A 16,872-nucleotide genomic window follows, 5' to 3' on the forward strand; every position below is an offset into this window, starting at 1 on the left:
AAGCCCCACCCCGGCGAAGGCCGGGGCCCAATTGGGGGACGGCAGTAACGACCGACGGCCCTCCATTACATCGACCTTCCCAATTGGGCCCCGGCCTTCGCCGGGGTGGTGGTGATGCTGGTGCTGCCATTCACTCTCACCGTTCCCCCGCGAAGGCGGGGGCCCAGGGTACCGGGCGCTATCGGGACTTAGCTGGGGGCCCCGCCTTCGCGGGGGAACGGGGCGGCCGTCAGCCCGCCAGCGCTGCCCGCACCGCGGCCACCGCGTCCGCCGCCTTGTCGCCATCGGGGCCGCCGCCCTGCGCCATGTCGGGACGGCCACCGCCACCCTGCCCGCCGAGCGCCGCGACCGCGATCTTCAGCAGGTCGACGGCGTTGCGGCTGCCGACCAGATCTGCGGTCACACCGACCGCGACCGAGGCTCGACCGTCGTTGATCGCAACGAGCATCGCGATCCCCGACCCCAGCCGCTGCTTGGCCTCGTCGACCGCGCCGCGCAGGCCCTTCGCCTCGAAGTCGTTGAGCACCTGCCCGATGAACGCCACGCCGCCGACTTCTTCGGAGCCCGCAGCCTCACCGCCGCTGCCGCCGCCGAGCGCCAGTGCCTTCTTCGCATCTGCGAGTTCGCGCTCGAGACGCCGGCGATCCTCAATCAGCGCCGCGACCCGCGCGGGCACTTCGTCGGGAGTCGATTTTAGCGCCGCCGCCGCCTCGCGCAGGCGATCGTCGCGGCCGGTGAGATAGGCGCGCGCCGCCTCGCCGGTCAGCGCCTCGACGCGACGCACGCCGCTCGAGACCGCGCCTTCGCCGACGACCTTGAACAGCCCGATATCGCCGAGCGCGGTGACGTGCGTGCCGCCGCACAGCTCGATCGAATAGGTGCGTTCGTCCGTGGACCCCATCGAGACGACGCGGACCTCGTCGCCATATTTCTCGCCGAACAGCGCCATCGCGCCCATCGCGATCGCGTCGTCGGGGGTCATCAGCAGCGTGGTGACCGCGCCGTTGCCGCGGACCTGCGCGTTCACGTCGGCCTCGACCTGCGCGATGTCGGCGGGGGTCATCGCGACCGGCTGCGAGAAGTCGAAGCGCAGGCGATCGGGCGCGACGAGGCTCCCCTTCTGCGCGACATGCTTGCCAAGGCGTTCGCGCAGCGCCTCGTGCAGCAGATGCGTCGCGGAGTGGTTGGCGCGGATCTGCGCGCGGCGCGCGACGTCGATCTGGAGTTTCACGGACTCGCCGACCTTGATGCCGCCCGCATCGACGATCGCGTGATGGACGAACACGCGGCCGAGCTGCTTCGATGTCTCGGTGACGGTCGCGCGCAGCCCGGTGTCGGTCGAGATGTGCCCGGCATCGCCGACCTGCCCGCCGCTCTCGCCGTAGAACGGCGTCTGGTTGACGACGATCGAGACGGTGTCGCCGGTGGTCGCGTGGTCGACGCGCGCGCCGTCCTTGACCAAGGCGACGACCTCGCCCTCGCCGGTGTCTGACGCATAGCCGAGGAATTCGGTGCCGCCGGTCTGCTCGACGATGTCGAACCAGATATCGTCCGAGGCCTTCGCGCCCGACCCCTTCCAGGCGGCCCGCGCGGCGCGCTTCTGCTCGGCCATCGCGGTGTCGAAGCCTTCGCGATCGACCGCCAGCCCGCGGTCGCGCAGCGCGTCCTCGGTCAGGTCGTAGGGGAAGCCATAGGTGTCGTAGAGCTTGAACGCGACGTCGCCCGCGAGCGTCCCCTCGGTCATGTCCGCGGTCGCCTCGTCGAGCAGCTTCAGCCCCTTGTCGAGCGTCTGGCGGAAGCGCGTCTCCTCCTGCTGCAGCGTCGCCTCGATCAGCGGGCGCGCGCGCGACAGTTCGGGATAGGCGGCGCCCATCTCCGTGACCAGCGCGGGGACCAGCCGGTGCATCAACGGCTCCTTGGCGCCAAGGATATGCGCGTGGCGCATCGCGCGGCGCATGATCCGGCGCAGCACGTAGCCGCGGCCTTCGTTGGCGGGCAGCACGCCGTCTGCGACCAGGAAGCCCGCGGTACGCAGATGGTCGGCGATCACGCGGTGGCTGGCCGTATTCGCGCCGTTCGTCGCGGTATGCGTCAGCGCGCCCGACGCCGCGATCAGCGCCTTGAACGTGTCGGTGTCGTAATTGTCGGTGACGCCCTGCATCACCGCGGCGATCCGCTCGAGCCCCATGCCGGTGTCGATCGAGGGCTTGGGCAGGTTGCCGACGATCTCGGCATTTTCCTGCTCATATTGCATGAACACGAGGTTCCAGATCTCGACGAAGCGATCGCCATCCTCGTCGGGACTGCCGGGAGGGCCACCGGGGATGTGGTCGCCGTGGTCGTAGAAGATCTCCGAGCACGGTCCGCACGGTCCGTTGTCGCCCATCGACCAGAAATTGTCCTTGGTCGGGATGCGGATGATGCGGTGCTCGGGGAGGCCCGCGATCTTCTTCCAGAGGTCGAACGCCTCGTCGTCGGTGTGATAGACGGTCGCGGTCAGTCTGTCCGGCGACAGGCCCCATTCCTTGGTCAGCAGCGTCCAGGCGTGCGTGATCGCCTGTTCCTTGAAATAATCGCCGAACGAGAAATTACCGAGCATTTCGAAGAAGGTGTGATGCCGTGCGGTATAGCCGACATTGTCGAGATCATTGTGCTTGCCGCCCGCGCGGACGCACTTCTGGCTGGACGTCGCAGTGCTGTAGGGACGCGATTCGAGACCGGTAAAGACGTTCTTGAACGGCACCATCCCCGCATTGACGAACATCAGCGTCGGGTCGTTCTGCGGCACCAGCGGCGCGGAGGGCACGATCTGGTGCCCCTGCGAACCGAAATAGTCGAGGAAGCCGCGGCGGATGTCGTTCGTCGATGTCATGCCGGGGGACTTAGGCGAGCGCGGCGGTTCGCTCAAGTAGAGGTGTGTGGGGGCTTCATCAACCAAAGTAGCATGTGTCCCCGCGAAGGCGGGGACCCAGACTGGGCTCCCGCCTTCGCGGGAGAACAAGGAGGTGCGGGGTGTCGCTGGCCACAGCCGCCACCCCGGCGAAGGCCGGGGCCCAATTGGGGGACGGTTATAACGAAGCGCGGTGCTCCCTTATTTCCACCTTTCCAATTGGGCCCCGGCCTTCGCCGGGGTGGTCGCGTTGGCGGGGGGAGGCGCGCCTACCCGAGCGGTGCGTCGATCGAACTGGGCGGTTCGCTGAACCACTTCGGCCCGGCGTCGGTCATGTGGAAGCAGTCCTCGATCCGGACGCCGTATTTGCCCGGCGTGTAGAGCCCGGGCTCGTCGGAGAAGCACATCCCTGCCGCCAGCCGCGTCGTCTCGCCGCGGACGAAGTTGACGGGTTCGTGGCCGTCCATACCGATCCCGTGCCCCGTCCGGTGCGACAGGCCGGGGAGCGTGTAGCCCGGACCGTAGCCGAGCGTTTCGTAATAGCGCCGGACCGCATCATCGACGCTGCCCGCGGTCGCGCCGATCTTTGCGGCGGCAAAGGCGACCTGTTGCCCGCGGGCCACCTGATCCCAGGTCTTGCGCTGGTCGGCGGTCGCGGTGCCGTGCACCCAGGTGCGCGAGACGTCCGACTGATAGCCTTGCACCGTGCACCCGCAATCCATCAGCACGACCTGCCCGTCGGCGACGCGGTGGATCTCGCGGCTGCCGTGCGGATAGGCCGACGCCTCGCCGACCAGCGCCATCGAGAATTCGGGCGCGCCGCCCAAAGCCTTCGTCGCGGCGGTCATCAGCGCGCCGATCTGCGCGCCGGTCATGCCGGTTTCGACGCGCGCCTTGGTCCAGCGATAGGCGGCGAGCGTGACGTCGGTCGCCGTCTGCATCAGCGCGATCTCGGCAGGGGTCTTGATCATCCGGCTGGCGCGGACGACCGGATCGGCCGACACGATCTTCGCCCCCGGCAGCACGCGCGCAAGGCCCGCATAGGCGAAATAGCGGACGTCGGCCTCCAGCGCGATCGGCCGCGCGGCGAGTTTGCGATCGCGCAGGAACCCGGCCACCACGCGCAGCGGATTCTCGTCCTCCTGCCACACGCGGACGTCGGCGGGGACGGCGAGCGTCTCGCGCACCGAGGGCTCCTCGAAGAAGGGCGTGACGATGCACGGCGTCCCCTCGACCGGAATCACCGCCAGCGTCAGCCGCTCGCTGGTGTGCCAGCGGACGCCGGTGAAGTAGATCATAGACGATCCGGGCTCGATCAGCACCGCGCCGATCCCCGCCGCCTTCATCAGCGACTGCGCGCGAACCAGCCGTGCGGCGCGCTCGGCGGCGTCGATCGGTTTCGCTGCGCCAGTGATATCGGACAGCGCGGACAGGTCCGGTTCCGCGGCGCGCAGGAGGGTGCTAATGGACAGCAAAGGCGCCGCGGCGGCAAGGCCAAGCAGCGTGCGGCGCGAAGGTTTAAAGGCGGTCATCGACATCGCCGGACGATAGGGTGCTTGACCCGAGCGCCGCAATCCCCTTCCCTCGCGCACGAAATTCGGGAGCGATTAATGGCCAAGCGGCTAACCTATTACATCTTGCTGGGGCTGGTCGCGGGTCTGGTCGTCGGCTGGATCCTCAACGCATCGATCGACGACGGCACCGCCGCATCGGCCGCGCAGCTGAAGGACATTGCGGGCTATTTTTCGATCGTGACGTCGCTGTTCCTGCGGCTGATCAAGATGATCATCGCGCCGCTAGTCTTCTCGACGCTGGTCGTCGGCATCGCGCATATGGGCGACACCGGCGCGCTGGGTCGCGTCGGCCTGCGCAGCCTCGGCTGGTTCGTCTGCGCGTCGCTATTGTCGCTGACGCTGGGCATGATCCTGGTCAATGTGTTGCAGCCGGGCGTCGGCCTCGAGTTGGCGATCCCGCCCGCGACCGCGTCGAGCGGGGTGGATGCCGCGGCGTTCGACCTCGCCAAGTTCATCTCGCACATCGTCCCCGATTCGATGATCGCGGCGATGGCGAGCAACGAGATCCTGCAGATCGTCGTCTTCTCGGTGTTCGTCGGCGTGGCGATCACCGCGGTCGGCGAGAAAGCCGCGCCGCTCGTGAAGGCGATCGAGGCGCTGGTCGCGGTGATGCTTCAGATCACCAATTACGTGATGCGGTTCGCGCCGTTCGCGGTGTTCGCCGCGGTGACCGCGACGCTCGCCGAGCGCGGCCCGAGCATTCTCGGCGACCTCGGCTATTTCATGCTGTGCTTCTATCTCGGGCTCGCGCTGCTGTGGGCGCTGCTGATCGGGATCGCGTTCGTGCTGATCGGCCCGCGGACGCGGTTGCTGGTGCGCTATATCCGCGATCCGCTGATCCTCGCCTTCTCGGCGGCGTCGTCGGAGGCGGCGTATCCGCGGACGCTGGAGGCGCTCGACCGCTTCGGCGTGCCGCCGCGGATCGCCAGCTTCGTGCTGCCGCTCGGCTATTCGTTCAACCTCGACGGATCGATGATGTACATGACGTTCGCGTCGCTGTTCATCGCGCAGGCCTACGGCATCGACATGCCGATCGGGCAGCAGATCGCGATGCTGCTGGTGCTGATGGTCACGTCGAAGGGGATCGCCGGCGTGCCGCGCGCGTCGCTGGTTGTGATCGCGGGGACGCTGTCGATGTTCAAGATCCCCGAGGCGGGTATCCTGCTGATCCTGGCCGTGGACCATTTCCTCGACATGGGGCGCTCGGCGACCAATGTGATTGGCAATGCGGTCGCGGCGACGGTTGTCGCGAAATGGGAGGGCGGGCTCGACGAGCGCGAGCCTGCCGACCGGGACTTTCCGCATGCGCCGACCGGGCATGGGCCGAAGGTGAACGTGGATAGCTACGAGAAGATCGGGCCGGGGCAGGTTTAGCGTCGATGAGCATTGTCGCAGCGATGCCATCCCGGGATGCCCTTTAGGCTAGCAGACCACCGAAGAGGTACCTCCCCGGCGGAGGCCGGGGTCCAGTTTGGAGACGCCGATGGCGACCGTTGCGCATCTTCACTCTGACCTTTCCAACTGGGCCCCGGCCTTCGCCGGGGAGGTCGTAAGGGAACGGTAGCGCTTTTGATCCGCAGTTCGGCTCCTATGCGTAGGCGTAGGGGCCGCCCCGCTTGAGTCCCGCCTGATACGCAGGCCGCGCATGGATCTTGGCGAGCCAGGCGATCGTGGCGGGGCGGGATTCGTTCAGGCCGCCGCGGCTGCGCGCGGCTTCGAGCGGGAAGCTCATCATGATGTCGGCGGCGGTCATCTCGGCGCCGGCGAACCAGGGGCGTTGCGCCAGTTCGGATTCGACATAGTCGAGATGCACGTCGATCATCGGCTGGATCTTCTTGACCGCGACCCTGCCCATGATCGGGATGCGCGCGAGGACGAGTTTCAGCAGCAGCGGCGGCATCATCGAGCCTTCGGCGTAATGCAGCCAGAAGCGGTAGCGCAGCGCATCGCCGCGATTGGCGGGCGCGCCGAGTTTGCCGTCCGCCTTGTCGACGAGATATTCGACGATCGCGCCGGTCTCGGCGATGACTTGCCCCCCTTCGACATCGGTGTCCTCGATCACCGGCGACTTGCCGAGCGGGTGGACCTTCTTGAGTTCGGGCGGGGCGAGCATGGTCGCGGGGTTCCGCTCGTAGCGCTTGATCTCGTAGGGGAGCCCGAGTTCCTCGAGCATCCACAGGATCCGCTGCGATCGCGAGTTTTCGAGGTGATGGACGATGATCATGCTGGTTCCCCTGCTCTTCTATGCCGTCGACGCGGTCATCCGCCCGAAATGCGCGCCGTCCAGATCCAGGCGACGGCGGGAAATTCCACCATGTCGCCGGTCCGGTGACGGTCGCAGACCTGGGTGAGACGCGCGATGTGGCGCGCGCGTTCCGCGGGCGCCGCGTCGCGGATCGCGGAGGCGGCGGGGCCGATGCGGCGGAAATAGTCGACCGCGTCGGCGACGGGGTCGGGTCCGCCACCGGCGCGATAGGCGAAGTCGATACGGCGCGGCGGTTCGGCGTCCCAGCCGGCGTCGGCGAGGATGGCGGCGACATGGCCTGGGTCGGCGAACGCGAACGGACCGGGCGCGGTGGTCGCTGGCGCGTCCGCATCGCCGCCGGTTGCGGCGATGGTTTCGGTGGCCCAGCGATTGGCGGCGCGTTCGGCGAAACAGGAGAAGACGAGGGTCGCGGCCGGGGCGGCGGCAGCGGCGAGCGCGGCGAAGGCGGCGACGGGGTCGGCGAAGAACATGACACCGTGGCGCGAGACGTAGAGGTCGACCGGGGCATGGTTCGCGGCGGCGGCGGTGATGTCGGCGCATTCGAATTGCGCGTTGGCCTGGTCCGCAGCGCGCTGCCGGGCGGTTTCGATCAGGTTGGGGGAGAGATCGATACCGGTGACGGTCGCGTTCGGGAGCGCTTGTGCGGTGGTGAGCGTGGTCGCGCCCGCGCCGCAGCCGATGTCGATGACCTTGGCGGTGTGTGGCGCGGCGGCGGCGAGGATCGCGGCGTTCAGGTGCGGCGTGAGGGTGGCGAAGCTGCGGTCGGTGCGGCGCCATTCCTCGGCCCAGACGTCGCCAATCCTGCCGGTCCAGTCAAAGCCTGTGGTCATCAGCGGCGCGCTTCATGCTTGGGGTTCGGGGCGTTGGGGGGAGTGAAGTATAGAAAGTATAGACGCTCGCGCGGGGTCTGCGTCGAGGGATTTTTCGCGGCCGCGGTAGATTGCATATCCGTGTTTCCCCGCGACGGCGGGGATCCAGTCTGGGCTCCCGCCTTCGCGGGAGATCATCGGGGCGCGAGCGTCGTAGCACCTGAATTGGAAAGCCATCCCAATTGGGCCCCGGCCTTCGCCGGGGTGATGCGGGCTTGCGTCGTCGTGGCACTCGACATGAGCGGCCTTCCCAACTGGCCCCGGCGTTCGCCGGGGTGGTGTGGGCTTGGGGGCGACGCGTTTCCTCGCGTGCCCTCGCCCTCCCATTGCAAGGGCAATGGGCCCCTCCCTCTCCCCCGAGGGGAGAGGGTCAAGCAGTCCGGCTCTCCCGCTTGACGGGAGAGCGTTCGGGTTATGCGTCGTCTTCGGCGCCGGGGCCTACCATCATTTCCTCGGCGACCTTGTCGGTGCGCGCGCGGATCTGCTTTTCGAGGCGGTCGGCGGTTTCGGGGTTGTCCTTTAGGAAGGTCTTCGAATTCTCGCGACCCTGGCCGAGCCGGACGCTGTCGTAGCTGAACCAAGCGCCCGACTTCTCGACGAGCCCGGCCTTCACGCCGAGATCGAGGATCTCGCCGAGCTTGGAGACGCCCTGCCCGTACATGATGTCGAATTCGACCTGCTTGAACGGCGGCGCGACCTTGTTCTTGACGACCTTCACGCGCGTCTGGTTGCCCGTCACCTCTTCACCGGCCTTGACCGCGCCGATGCGGCGGATGTCGAGGCGAACCGAGGCGTAGAATTTCAGTGCGTTGCCGCCCGTCGTCGTCTCCGGGTTACCGTACATGACGCCAATCTTCATGCGGAGCTGGTTGATGAAGATCACCATGCAGCGCGAACGGCTGATCGAGCCGGTGAGCTTGCGCAGCGACTGCGACATCAGGCGCGCCTGGAGGCCGACATGGCTGTCGCCCATCTCGCCCTCGATTTCCGCGCGCGGGACGAGGGCGGCGACCGAGTCGACCACGAGCACGTCGATCGCGTTCGAGCGCACCAGCGTGTCGACGATCTCGAGCGCCTGCTCGCCGGTGTCGGGCTGCGACACGATCAGTTCGTCGATGTTGACGCCGAGCTTCTTGGCATAGACCGGGTCGAGCGCATGCTCGGCATCGACGAATGCGGCGGTGCCGCCATTCTTCTGCGCCTCGGCGATCACGTGGAGCGCGAGCGTGGTCTTGCCCGAGCTTTCAGGCCCGTAGATCTCGATCACGCGGCCGCGCGGCAGGCCGCCGACGCCGAGCGCGATGTCGAGCCCGAGCGAGCCGGTCGAGATGACCTCGACCTGCATCGTTTCCTTGGAGCCAAGGCGCATCGCCGAGCCCTTGCCGAACGCGCGGTCGATCTGCGCGAGCGCGGCGTCGAGCGCCTTCTGGCGGTCGTTGGTTGCGGTTGCCATGCCGGTGTCGATCACTTTCAAATTAGCGGCCATCGAATATGCTCCCATCGCTAAAGCAAGCGCGCGTGCCATTCAACGCGTCAAACGCCATGTATTCTCTTTGTTCTCTTGGAACAAGTGTGGAACATCGGGTTTCCGCGAAAAAGGCAGAGTTTGGTCAAGAATGGGTCGGGTCGTTTAGGCGCACGCTTGGGAGTGGCCGGCGTGTTCGTTTTTGGGTCTGGGTCCTGACTTTCGTCAGGATGACGGCGCGCGGTGGGAGGCCGTTCAGGCGAGCGTCGTTGCGAGCGTCCACCAGCCGCGGGCTAAAGCGGCGGTTGCGGCAGCGTCTCTGGCTTCGGCTGTCTCGAAAAGGGCGAAGCAGGTGGCACCGGATCCGGACATTCTGGACAGCAAGACCTCGTGTGCCGCGTCGAGCAGCATGCGGACGTCGGCGATGACGGGGGCCAAGGCCAATGCGGGGGGCTCCAGATCGTTGCGGCCGGCGGTTGCGCGCGTGAGAAGGTCGCCTTCGGGGATCGGGCCGCGATCCTGGCCATCCCACGTCTTGAAGACCGCGGCGGTGGAGACCGCGACGCCGGGATTTACGAGGAGGAGCGGCGTTCCGGACAGGCCCTCGAGGTTTGCGAGGGTGTCGCCCTTGCCGGTGCCGAGCGTGGTGCGGTTGGCGAGGCAGGCGGGGACGTCCGCGCCGAGCGTTGCGGCGATCGCGTGGAGGCGGGGATCGGTCGGCCCGACGCAGTGGAGGCGGGCGAGCGCGCGGAGCGTCGCGGCGGCGTCGGCCGAGCCGCCGCCGATGCCCGAGGCGATCGGGAGGTGCTTTTCGAGCGTTATCGCGTGGTGGGTGTCTGGGGCGAACGCGGCGGTGAAGGCGTCGGCCGCGGCGGTGACGAGGTTGCCACCCCATGCCGCCACCCCGGCGGAGGCCGGGGTGGTGTTGTGTTTTGGGGCGGGGAGCAGCGCATCCGCGAAGGGGCCGGTGATGATGAAGCTGTTCGCGGCGGCCGGTTCGACGGTGACGATGTCGCCGTCGGTGGCGAAGGCGAACAGCGTTTCGAGCTCGTGATAGCCGTCGTCGCGGCGGCGGCGGACGTGGAGCGCCAGGTTGATCTTCGCAGGCGCGGGTTCGGTGGTGGCGGGCATCGTGGGTCTCGGGGTTTGCGGTTCGGGTTGGGCTTAGCGGACGGAGGGGCGCTGGCAACGCCAGCCTCCCGTCATCCTGACGAAAGTCGGGATCCAGCGTAACGAGCGATGCCGTGCCCGGCTCTGGATCCTGACTTTCGTCAGGACGACGCAAGGGGGGCGCACTTCGCCAGGTTCGGGCCAGGCACTGCCCGGTGCTGGCCCCTTCCCGTTGCGACAAGCGAGTCAGCGACGCGCGTTGGGCGGGAGGCCGTTCGTGATCTTCGCAGTCAGGCGCGCGGTATCGCTGGGTTCGGCGGTCAGCAGCGCGGCGCGCCACGCGTAGCGGGCTTCATAGTGTCGGCCGACGCTCCAATAGGCGTCGCCGAGGTGATCCGCGATTTCGGCATTGGTGGGCTCAGCCTGCGCGGCGGTTTCGAGCAGCGGCAGCGCGCGCACGGTGTTGCCGGAGAGATGATAGGCCCAGCCCAGCGAGTCGGTGATCGAGGCATTGGTCGGATCAAGGCGGGTGGCGCGTTCGAGCAGCTTGAGCGCCGCGGGGATGTCGTCGCCATGCTCGACCTGCGCGAAGCCGAGATAATTGAGTGCAAGCGGTTGCGCCGGGCCGCGCGCGACGGCCTTTTCGAGCGCGTCGCGGGCCTCGGGCCAGCGGCCGGCCTGATCGAGCGCGCCGCCATATTGCAGCCATGCCGCCCAGCTGCCGCCCGTGTCGGCGTCGGCGGCGATGACGCGCTGGTAATAAGTGGCGGCATCGGCGGGGTTGCCGGTGGTCAGGAGCAGATCGGCATAGCGTTGCCAGTCAGCGGCCCCCGCCCCCGGCTGGTCGACGCGGTTCTTGGCGGCGGCAAGCGCCTCGCCGTCGCGGTCGGCGTTGGCGAGGATGTCGATTCGCGCGGCGGCGGCGGCGGCGGCAGAGGGACTTTTCGGACCGATCTCATCGAGGACGATGAGCGCGCGGTCGACGATCTCGGTGCGGGCGAGCGCGTCAGCGAGCAGGACGCGCGCGCCGTCGTAGCGCGGGTCGGCGCGCAGTGCAGCCTGCGTCAGGGCGATCGACAGCGGCGAGGGTTCGCCCGCGGCGAGATCACTGGCGAGGCGGGTGAGCAGGCGTGAGACGCCGATCGCGAGTGGTTGCCTGGTGGGCGCCGCGGCGATCAGCGTCCGGGTTTCGGCGGCGAAGCGGTTGGCGACCGGGTCCTTCGCGGCGGTGGCGAGCGACGGTTCGGGATCGCGACCTTCGGCGTGCGCAACCCAGGCGTAGAGCGAGGGCGCGAGGACCACGAGCGGACCGGTCGCGAGCGTGGATATGGCGGCGCTCGCGGCTTTGGTATCGCCCTGTCGTGCGGCCTCGGCGAGCGGGAGCAGCGCGGCATCGGCGGGGGCAACGCCCGCCCTGCCGAGGACAGCGGCGGCGCGCGTGGCGAGCGGCATGTCACCCGCCTTGAGCGCTTCGCGATAGGCGCGGATCGCGACGACGGGATCGGCGGGCGATGCCGCCAGCACCTTGGCATAGCTGGCGGCGGCAAGGTCGGGTCGCCCCGCGGCATCGGCGGCGCGCGCCTTCAGATAGGCGGAGAGATCCCCCGTCTCGGCCGCGGCGGGTGCCGCCACGGCGAGACCGAGCAGGAGGAGGAGAGGCAGACAAAGGGGCTTACATGTTGGGATAATTGGGGCCTCCGCCGCCCTCGGGTACGACCCAGTTGATGTTCTGGGTGGGGTCCTTGATGTCACAGGTCTTGCAGTGGACGCAGTTCTGCGCGTTGATGACGAACTTCGGATCGCCCTCTTCGACGCCGACGACCTCGTAAACGCCGGCCGGGCAATAGCGTTGCGCGGGCTCGTCGTACATCGGCAGGTTGTAGGCGATCGGCACCGCCGGATCCTTGAGCGTCAGGTGGACCGGCTGGTCCTCCTCATGGTTGGTGTTCGAAATGAACACCGACGAGAGACGATCAAAGGTAAGGACGCCATCCGCCTTGGGATAGTCGATCGGCTTGACCAGATCCTTGCGCCACAGGCTCTCGTGATCGGGGTGATGGTGCATCGTGAAGGGCACCTTGATCCCCAGATGCTCGAGCCACATCGTCACGCCGGCGAGACCCGAGCCGACCAAGTCGCCGAACTTCTTGACCAGCGGCACGACGTTGCGGACGACCGACAGCTCCTTCTTGACCCACGACGTCTCGAACGCCGCGGGATAGGCGGCGAGCTCGTCATGGCCGCGCTGCGACACGATCGCCTCGACCGCGGCCTCGGCGGCCATCATGCCGGACTTCATCGCGGTGTGCGTGCCCTTGATCCGCGGCACGTTGAGGAAGCCGGCACTGTCGCCGATCAGCGCGGCGCCGGGCATCACGAGCTTGGGGATCGACTGCAGCCCGCCATCGCTGATCGCGCGCGCGCCGTAGCTGACGCGCTTGGCGCCCTTGAGCAGCGCGGCGATCTCGGGGTGCGTCTTCCAGCGCTGCATCTCGTGAAACGGCGAGAGATGCGGGTTGGTGTAGTTCAGCCACGTGACGAAGCCGATCGAGACCTGGCCGTTGGCCTGGTGATAGATCCAGCCGCCGCCGTTCGAGCCGTCGGTTTCGGTCAGCGGCCAGCCCTGCGTATGGATCACGCGGCCGGGGCTGTGGAGCGCGGGATCGATGTCCCAGAGCTCCTTGATGCCGAGGCCATAGACCTGCGGATCGCTGTCCTTGGCTAGATCGAACTTGGCGATCAGCTGCTTGGTCAGGTGACCGCGGCAGCCTTCCGAGAAGAAGGTGTACTTCGCGTGGAGTTCGAGGCCGGGGGTGTAGTCGCCCTTGTGCGTGCCGTCGCGCGCGACGCCCATGTCGCCGGTCGCGACGCCCTTGACCGAGCCGTCGTCGTTGAACAGGATTTCGGCGGCGGCGAAGCCCGGGAAGATCTCAACGCCGAGTTCCTCCGCCTTGCCCGCGAGCCAGCGACACAGATTGCCGAGGCTGCCGGTGTAGGTGCCCTTGTTGTGCATGAACGACGGCGTGACGAAGTGCGGCATTTCGCTCTTCTTCGTCTTGCTGAGGATCCAGTGGTGGTTCTCGGTCACCGGCACCTCGGCGAGCGGGCAGCCGTCCTCGCGCCAGTCGGGGAGCAGTTCGTCGAGGCTCTTCGGATCGATGACCGCGCCCGACAGGATGTGCGCGCCGACCTCGGAGCCCTTTTCGAGCACGCAGACGCTGATCTCGGCGTCCTTCTCGGCCGCCATCTGTTTGAGACGGATCGCTGCCGAGAGACCGGCCGGGCCTGCGCCGACGATCACCACGTCATAGGGCATCGATTCACGTGTCGTCATCATCGTCTCCCGGGGGATGTCCCCTGTCTGCCTGGCTTTCCGTCCGGCCCGCGCGCTTCGGCGTTCGTTCGGGCTCGGGCCGGCACCGTCTTGTCCATTATGGCGATTGCGCGAGTTGACCGCCACGTCAACCGTGCAGCATAGGTTACCCTGTGGGGGCGGACCAAACCATCGACTGGCGAAATGCCGCGGCGAGCGCGCTCGACTGGTGGCACGAGGCTGGCGTCGACACGCTGGTCGACGACGTCCCGCGCGACTGGTTCGCGGCGCCGGAGCCACTCGTGGTGCCCGCCGCGGCGCCTGCCGGACCGGTCGTCGCACAGTCCGCGATGCCGCTTTTGCTTGCCGATTTTCTCGACTGGCGGCGCGGCGCGGCGGTTCCCGAGGCGGACTGGAGCGGGGTGTCGCTGGCGGCCATGGGCCCGGCTGACGCTACGGTCATGGTGCTTGTCGATTGCCCGGATCGCGACGATGGCGATGCCGGGGCGCTCCTGAGCGGCGCCTCGGGGCGGCTGCTCGACCGGATGCTCGCAGCGATCGGGTTGACGCGCGATGACGTGCATCTCGCGGCGGTCTGCGCAAAGCGGCCGACCGCAGGGCGGATCCATAGCGACGTCGAGGAGCGATTGGCAGAAATCGCCAAGCATCACATCGGGTTGGTTGCGCCGCAGCGGTTGCTGCTGCTGGGCAATGCGGCGAGCCGTGCGATCCTCGGGACGGAATTACAGGCGGCGCGCGGGCGTTTACACGACTTTAACCATAAGACCGGAGAAACGGGGGCTGGTTCTACGGCGGTCGTCGCGAGCTTCCATCCGCGGTTTCTGATCGAGAAGCCGGCGGCCAAGGCCGAGGCCTGGAAGGACTTGCAGATGCTGATGGGCGCACAGATGTCGCAAAAGGGCGCACGATGATTCGAACTCTTGCTATCGTTCTGGGGCTAAGCGCCCTCCCCCTTCCGGCTTTCGCCGCTAAGATCGCGGGCGAGCCCGGTGGCAATACCCGGCTCGGCGCGACGCAGCTCGTCGGTGCGCCGACATTGGAGCAGATCCCCGACCAGCTCGATCCAGACCAGCGCGAGGCGTACAGGACCGTGTTCGCAGCGATCCGCGACGGCAAGTGGACCGACGCGCAGATCGGGCTCGACACGATGAAGCCCGGCCCGCTGCACGCCATCGCGCGTGCGGAGATGTATACGGCCAAGGGTTCGCCCAGGGTCGAGATGGAGCCGCTCGTCGCGCTGCTCAACGAAGCGCCGGAGCTGCCCGAGGCCGAGCAGATCTCGCGCCTCGCCGCGATGCGCGGTGCCGTCGACCTTCCCCCGCTGCCCGTCGCGCAGCGTCTGATCTGGCAGGACGGCGCGCCGCGTCGCGTCCGCGCCAAGAGCCTCAAGGGCGACATGATCGCCGCCGATCTCGCGCTCAAGATGCAGCCCTACGTCAAGGCGGACATGGGCCGCGAGGCGCAGTCGCTGCTCGAAAGCACGCCCGGGCTCACCCCCGAGGCGCTGACCGAGTGGCAGCAGAAGATCGCGTGGATCTATTTCCTCCAGGGCGACGATGCGAACGCACGGGTCATGGCTACCAAGGCGCAGGACGGCGTCGGCGACTGGGCGGTGCAGGGTCGCTGGGTCAACGCGCTGTCGGCATGGCGGCAGAACGACTGCGCGAATGCCGAAACCGGGTTCGAGGGCGTCGCGGCGCGCGCCGGCGACGTCGACCTGCGCGCGGCGGCGCTGTACTGGGCGTCGCGCGCGGACATGGTGTGTGCGCGCCCCGACAAGATCGAGGGTCGCCTGAAGGCGGCGGCGCAGTTCAGCGAGAGCTTCTACGGCCAGCTCGCGCGCCAGCAGCTGGCGATGAAGGACAAGGGGACGTCGGTCGGCGGGCTCGTCGCGAGCGACTGGAAGGTCGTCGGCAAGCGCCCCAACGTCCGCGTCGCCGCGGCGCTGGTCGAGGTCGGCGAGACCGATCTCGCCGATACCGTCATCCGCCAGCAGGCCAAGATCGGCGACCCGCGCGAATTCGCCAATCTGGTCCGCGTCGCCGAGGCGCTGAGCCTGCCCGCGACCACCGTGTTCCTCGCGCACAACTGCCCGCAGGGCGTCACGTCGACCGCCGAGGCGCGCTATCCGACGCCGAACTGGACGCCGGACAGCGGCTGGCACATCGACAAGGCGCTGGTCTATGCGCACACGCTCGAGGAATCGCGGTTCCGCAACACCGTGAAGAGCCCGGCGGGCGCCTATGGCCTGATGCAGATCATGCCCGCCGCCGCGACCGACTTCGCGCGCGAACGCGGCACCGCGATCGACATGAAGGCGCTCACCAAGCCGTCGACCAACATGGATATCGGCCAGCGCCATCTCGAGCGGCTTCGCGACATGGCGGGCGTGACCGGCGGGCTCCTGCCCAAGGTGATCGCCGCCTATAATGCGGGTCCCCGTCCGGTCGGCGACTGGAACGCGATCGTCCATGATAACGGCGATCCGCTGCTGTACATCGAGAGCATCCCCTATTGGGAAACGCGCGGCTACGTGACCACGGTATTGCGCAATTACTGGATGTACGAGGCACAGGGCGGCAAGAAGGCATCGACCAGCCGCAACGCGCTGGCGCAAGGCATGTGGCCGCGCTTCCCCGGTCTGCCGGGTGCGTCCGCGGTCCGGATGGCCGCCAAGCCGTACACGCAATATCACGCCAGCGTGACGCCGGTGCAGGCGACCCTCGCGGTCAATGCGAACGTCGGACCACGCTCCACCACCGTCACGCGCGCGGACTGAGTTTCATGCCGATCGATGAAAGCCGGACGTTCCTGCCGGTACGGATTGCCGTGCTGACGGTGTCCGACACGCGCGGCCTCGCCGAGGATCGCTCGGGCGACACTCTCGTCGCGCGGCTGACCGAGGCGGGTCACATCCTCGCCGATCGCCGGATCGAGAAGGACGATGTCGAGACGATCGTCTCGCGGCTGCACGCCTGGGTCGGCGATCCCGAGGTCGACTGCGTCATCACCACCGGCGGCACCGGCGTGACGGGGCGCGACGTGACCCCCGAGGCAATCGAGCAGGTCGCCGAGAAGATGATCCCCGGCTTTGGCGAACTCTTCCGCATGCTGAGCTACCAGACGATCGGCACCTCGACCGTGCAGTCGCGCGCCTGCGCCTGCGTGTCGCACGGCACCTATATCTTCGCGCTGCCCGGCTCGACCGGCGCGGTGAAGGACGGCTGGGACGGCATATTGCGCGACCAGCTCGACAGCCGCCATCGCCCCTGCAACTTCGTCGAACTGATGCCGCGGTTGCTGGAACGCTAAAAGCACCAATACCCCGTACATGGCACCAAATCATGGTGTTGCGATCGGAACA

12 protein-coding genes are annotated in these 16,872 nt (G+C 67.9%); 4 read left to right on the forward strand and 8 right to left on the reverse strand.

Translation table 11 applies throughout. The features are described 5' to 3' along the window. Positions 1–229 precede the first annotated feature (229 nt). A complete protein-coding gene (gene alaS / locus ASE88_RS06160) occupies positions 230–2,872 on the reverse strand; it encodes an alanine--tRNA ligase (protein ID WP_056476671.1) in 2,643 nt (880 codons plus the stop codon). 287 nt (positions 2,873–3,159) lie between these two features. Beyond that, entirely contained in the window at positions 3,160–4,422 is a 1,263-nt protein-coding gene (locus ASE88_RS06165) for a M24 family metallopeptidase (protein WP_156356962.1), read from the reverse strand. A gap of 78 nt (positions 4,423–4,500) precedes the next feature. Here ASE88_RS06165 and ASE88_RS06170 point away from each other — a divergent pair, with 78 nt between their 5' ends. After that, on the forward strand, positions 4,501–5,838 hold the full coding sequence (locus ASE88_RS06170; RefSeq protein ID WP_056476675.1) for a dicarboxylate/amino acid:cation symporter: 1,338 nt from the start codon (positions 4,501–4,503) through the stop codon (positions 5,836–5,838). Positions 5,839–6,052: 214 nt separating this feature from the next. Here the strand turns inward: ASE88_RS06170 and ASE88_RS06175 are convergent, their stop codons facing one another. The 6 genes from ASE88_RS06175 to ASE88_RS06200 all read right to left on the reverse strand — a co-directional run bounded on the left by ASE88_RS06175 (position 6,053) and on the right by ASE88_RS06200 (position 13,508). Further along, positions 6,053–6,688, reverse strand: coding sequence for a glutathione S-transferase family protein (locus ASE88_RS06175; RefSeq protein ID WP_056476678.1), 636 nt, complete (start codon positions 6,686–6,688; stop codon positions 6,053–6,055). Between the two features lie 35 nt (positions 6,689–6,723). Then, complete coding sequence (locus ASE88_RS06180; RefSeq protein ID WP_056476682.1) at positions 6,724–7,560, reverse strand: class I SAM-dependent methyltransferase; 837 nt, start codon at positions 7,558–7,560, stop codon at positions 6,724–6,726. A gap of 451 nt (positions 7,561–8,011) precedes the next feature. Further along, on the reverse strand, positions 8,012–9,085 hold the full coding sequence (gene recA / locus ASE88_RS06185) for a recombinase RecA (RefSeq protein ID WP_055880491.1): 1,074 nt from the start codon (positions 9,083–9,085) through the stop codon (positions 8,012–8,014). 234 nt (positions 9,086–9,319) lie between these two features. Continuing rightward, positions 9,320–10,195: a 4-(cytidine 5'-diphospho)-2-C-methyl-D-erythritol kinase gene (locus ASE88_RS06190; protein WP_056476686.1), complete on the reverse strand. Its 876-nt coding sequence runs from the start codon at positions 10,193–10,195 to the stop codon at positions 9,320–9,322. 225 nt (positions 10,196–10,420) lie between these two features. Further along, on the reverse strand, positions 10,421–11,806 hold the full coding sequence (locus ASE88_RS06195; protein WP_056476687.1) for a tetratricopeptide repeat protein: 1,386 nt from the start codon (positions 11,804–11,806) through the stop codon (positions 10,421–10,423). A 40-nt stretch (positions 11,807–11,846) separates the two neighbouring features. Beyond that, the gene (locus ASE88_RS06200; protein ID WP_056477149.1) at positions 11,847–13,508 is read right to left on the reverse strand and encodes an electron transfer flavoprotein-ubiquinone oxidoreductase; all 1,662 of its coding nucleotides are present in this window, start codon (positions 13,506–13,508) and stop codon (positions 11,847–11,849) included. Positions 13,509–13,660: 152 nt separating this feature from the next. On the opposite strand from ASE88_RS06200, the gene ASE88_RS06205 reads away from it, so the two are divergent. The 3 genes from ASE88_RS06205 to moaB are packed head-to-tail and all read left to right on the forward strand — an operon-like array spanning position 13,661 to position 16,820. Beyond that, positions 13,661–14,419, forward strand: coding sequence for a uracil-DNA glycosylase (locus tag ASE88_RS06205; RefSeq protein WP_055879553.1), 759 nt, complete (start codon positions 13,661–13,663; stop codon positions 14,417–14,419). Further along, positions 14,416–16,287 (forward strand): lytic transglycosylase domain-containing protein, encoded by a 1,872-nt coding sequence (locus ASE88_RS06210; protein WP_056476691.1) that lies wholly within the window; start codon positions 14,416–14,418, stop codon positions 16,285–16,287. The genes ASE88_RS06205 and ASE88_RS06210 overlap by 4 nt, the downstream gene beginning before the upstream one ends. A 5-nt stretch (positions 16,288–16,292) precedes the next feature. After that, entirely contained in the window at positions 16,293–16,820 is a 528-nt protein-coding gene (gene moaB / locus ASE88_RS06215) for a molybdenum cofactor biosynthesis protein B (protein ID WP_055879548.1), read from the forward strand. Positions 16,821–16,872 lie beyond the last annotated feature (52 nt).

This window comes from Sphingomonas sp. Leaf38, assembly GCF_001421825.1.
In the GTDB taxonomy this organism is placed as follows: Bacteria; Pseudomonadota; Alphaproteobacteria; order Sphingomonadales; family Sphingomonadaceae; genus Sphingomonas.